General features: G+C 62.8%; 2 protein-coding genes and 1 pseudogene. 1 reads left to right on the forward strand and 2 read right to left on the reverse strand.

All coding sequences use genetic code 11. The features are described from left to right. Positions 1–129: pseudogene (locus Q1V43_RS10695) on the reverse strand (IS1595 family transposase); the annotation flags it as partial. Between the two features lie 66 nt (positions 130–195). Further along, positions 196–1023, reverse strand: coding sequence for a fumarylacetoacetate hydrolase family protein (locus Q1V43_RS10700; protein ID WP_300517584.1), 828 nt, complete (start codon positions 1021–1023; stop codon positions 196–198). Between the two features lie 100 nt (positions 1024–1123). Between Q1V43_RS10700 and Q1V43_RS10705 the strand changes: the two genes are divergently transcribed. Further along, on the forward strand, positions 1124–2950 hold the full coding sequence (locus Q1V43_RS10705) for a M3 family oligoendopeptidase (protein WP_300517587.1): 1827 nt from the start codon (positions 1124–1126) through the stop codon (positions 2948–2950). Positions 2951–3216: the final 266 nt, after the last annotated feature.

Raw genomic sequence — 3216 nt, forward strand, 5'->3', positions numbered from 1 at the left:
ATTATGATGCAACCCGGTTAAAATGGCGGCTCTGTCGGCGGTGATGTCGAGCGTAAAAAGCCGCAGAAGGTCGCGGAATTTCCTCTCCGAAATTCTCCCCCGAAACAGATACCGGTTTTTCTGAGCCATATGAGCACCTTAACATAGGTTCTCCGATGCTCAGCTGTGGTAGACCCTTTCGGCAAGATAAAGAGATCAGTCGGCGAAAACCCTGGCGGTCTGGCGGCCGAGCCCTTCGATGGTCAGGGTGATTTCGTCGCCGTCTTTCAGGTAGGTCGGCGGGGTCATGCCCATGCCCACCCCCGGCGGGGTGCCGGTGGCGATGATGTCGCCCGGGTGCAGGGTCATCATCTGGCTGAGATAGGAAATCACATGGGCGACGGAGAAGATCATCTTCGACGTATTGCCTGTCTGCATGCGCAGGCCGTTCACCTCCAGCGCCATGTCGAGCCCCTGGGGGTCGGGAATCTGGTCAGGCGTGACCAGCCAGGGACCGATGGGGCCGAATGTGTCGCAGCTCTTGCCCTTGGTCCACTGACCTGCGCGTTCGATCTGGTATTCGCGTTCGGACACGTCATTGACCAGCACATAGCCCGCCACGTGATCGAGCGCCTGCGCTTCGGAGACATATTTGGCAGGTTTGCCGATCACCACGCCCAGTTCGACCTCCCAGTCGGTCTTGTGCGAGCCGCGCGGCAGGCGGATGGCATCGTTCGGGCCGCAAATGGCCGAGGTGGCCTTCATGAAGAGGATCGGTTCCGGCGGGGCGTCCATGCCCGCCTCTTCCGCGTGGTCCGAGAAATTCAGCCCGATACAGAGGAATTTTCCCACCCCCGCGACCGGCGGTCCGAGACGCGGGTGGCCCTCGACCAGCGGCAGGCTCTCGGGATCCACGCGCGGCAGATCCGCCAGCGCATCCCCCGACAGGTCATCCACCACGCCCGACAGGTCGCGCAGACCGCCCTGCCCGTCCAGCACGCCGGGCTTTTCCGCCCCCTCTGCCCCAAATCTCACGAAACGCATCACAGGCTCCCTTTTGCGCCGACCCTAGCCGCTGCCCCGGCGATTGCAACCGCTCCGCCTGCATCCTATGTCTTGGCGAACAGATAATTTCGGAGCTCCCATGAACCGTGCCTTTCCCTCGCCCCTCTTCGATGCCAATGCCAATGCCGGGGGCCAGCCCCTGGGCGATCTGCCCGAATGGGATCTGACGGACCTTTACGCCGCGCCGGATGCGCCGGAGCTGGCGCGGGATCTGGACTGGCTGGACCAGGCCTGCCCCGAGTTCGCCGCGACCTATCAGGGCAAGCTGGCCGGGCTGGACGCGGCGGGCATGCTGGCTTGCATCGCGGCCTATGAAAAGATCGACATGACCTCGGGCCGGATCATGTCCTACGCCGGGCTGCGCTATTACCAGAACACCACCGATGCGGAACGCGCGCAGTTCCTTCAAAACTGTCAGGAGCGCATTACCGATGCCTCTGCCGCGCTGGTGTTCTTTACCCTGGAGATCAACCGGATCGAGGACGCGGCGCTGGACGCGCTCTTTGCCGCCGATGCGGCGCTGGCCCGTTTCAAGCCCATCTTCGACCGGCTGCGCGCCATGCGCCCGCACCAGCTGTCTGACGAGCTGGAACAGTTCCTGCATGACCAGTCCACCGTCGGCGCCGCCGCCTGGAACAAGCTGTTTGACGAAACCATCGCGGGGCTCCTGTTCGAAATCGACGGCGAGGAGGTCAACCTCGAAGCCTGCCTGAACCAGCTGACCGAACAGGACCGGTCAAAACGCGAGGCCGCCGCGCAGGAACTGGCCCGTGTCTTCGGCGAGAACGTCAAGACCTTCGCCCGGGTGCACAACACCTTGGCCAAGGAGAAGGAGATCGAAGACCGCTGGCGCAAGATGCCCACACCGCAGACCGGACGCCACCTGTCGAACCACGTCGAACCCGAGGTGGTCGAGGCGCTGCGCAATGCTGTGGTCGCGGCCTATCCCAAGCTCTCGCACCGCTATTACGAGCTCAAGCGCAAATGGCTCGGGCTGGATGTCATGCAGGTCTGGGATCGCAATGCGCCCCTGCCGATGGAAGACGACGCGGTGGTCGACTGGGACCAGGCCCGCGCGACGGTGATGGAGGCTTATGGCGCCTTCGACCCCGAAATGGCCAAACTGGCCAAACCCTTCTTCGACAAGGGCTGGATCGACGCAGGCGTGAAGCCGGGCAAGGCCCCGGGCGCCTTCGCCCACCCGACCGTGACCGACGTGCACCCCTATGTCATGTTGAACTACCTAGGCAAGCCGCGCGACGTGATGACGCTGGCCCATGAGCTGGGTCACGGCGTGCACCAGGTGCTGGCCGCCGACCAGGGGGAGCTGCTGTCCTCCACGCCCCTGACCCTGGCCGAAACCGCGTCGGTGTTTGGCGAAATGCTGACTTTCCGCAAGCTGCTGGACGCCGCCGAAACACCCGAACGGAAAAAGGTTCTGCTGGCCGGCAAGGTCGAGGACATGATCAACACGGTGGTGCGCCAGATCGCGTTCTACGACTTCGAATGCAAGCTGCACGCCGCCCGGGCGGAAGGCGAGCTGACACCGGATGACATCAACGCGTTGTGGATGTCGGTGCAGGCGGAAAGCCTGGGTGAAGCGTTCGAATTCATGCCCGGGTATGAGACCTTCTGGGCCTATATCCCCCACTTCGTGCACTCGCCCTTCTACGTCTATGCCTATGCGTTCGGCGACGGGCTGGTGAACGCGCTCTACGCGGTCTATGCCGAGGGCGACCCGGAATTCCAGGCGAAGTATTTCGAGATGCTTCGCGCAGGAGGCTCCAAGCACCACTCGGAACTGCTGGCCCCGTTCGGGCTGGACGCCTCGGACCCGGCCTTCTGGGACAAGGGGCTGTCGATGATCTCGGGCTTCATTGACGAGCTGGAAGCGATGGAGGGGTGAACACCCCCCTTGGCACCGGGCCATCTTGGTCCGGTGTCCGAAATGCGGGACAAGGACGAAACCGCTCTCGCGGTATTGGTGTTTGTGGCGAGTGCTGCGCGCTGATTTGAGCGCTGTGATTTTGTTAACTGACGCACCTGTCTGACGATTGGGACCTTCTCAATCTGATGACAGGAGGTTCCGATGACGGACCAATATGTGCCGAAGTTGCGCCAACGCTTTCTTGAAGACATGCGGATCAAGGGGCTGCAGCCCAAGACGCAGAC

This window comes from Aliiroseovarius sp. (assembly GCF_030148435.1).
Taxonomy (GTDB): Bacteria; Pseudomonadota; Alphaproteobacteria; order Rhodobacterales; family Rhodobacteraceae; genus JASBTN01.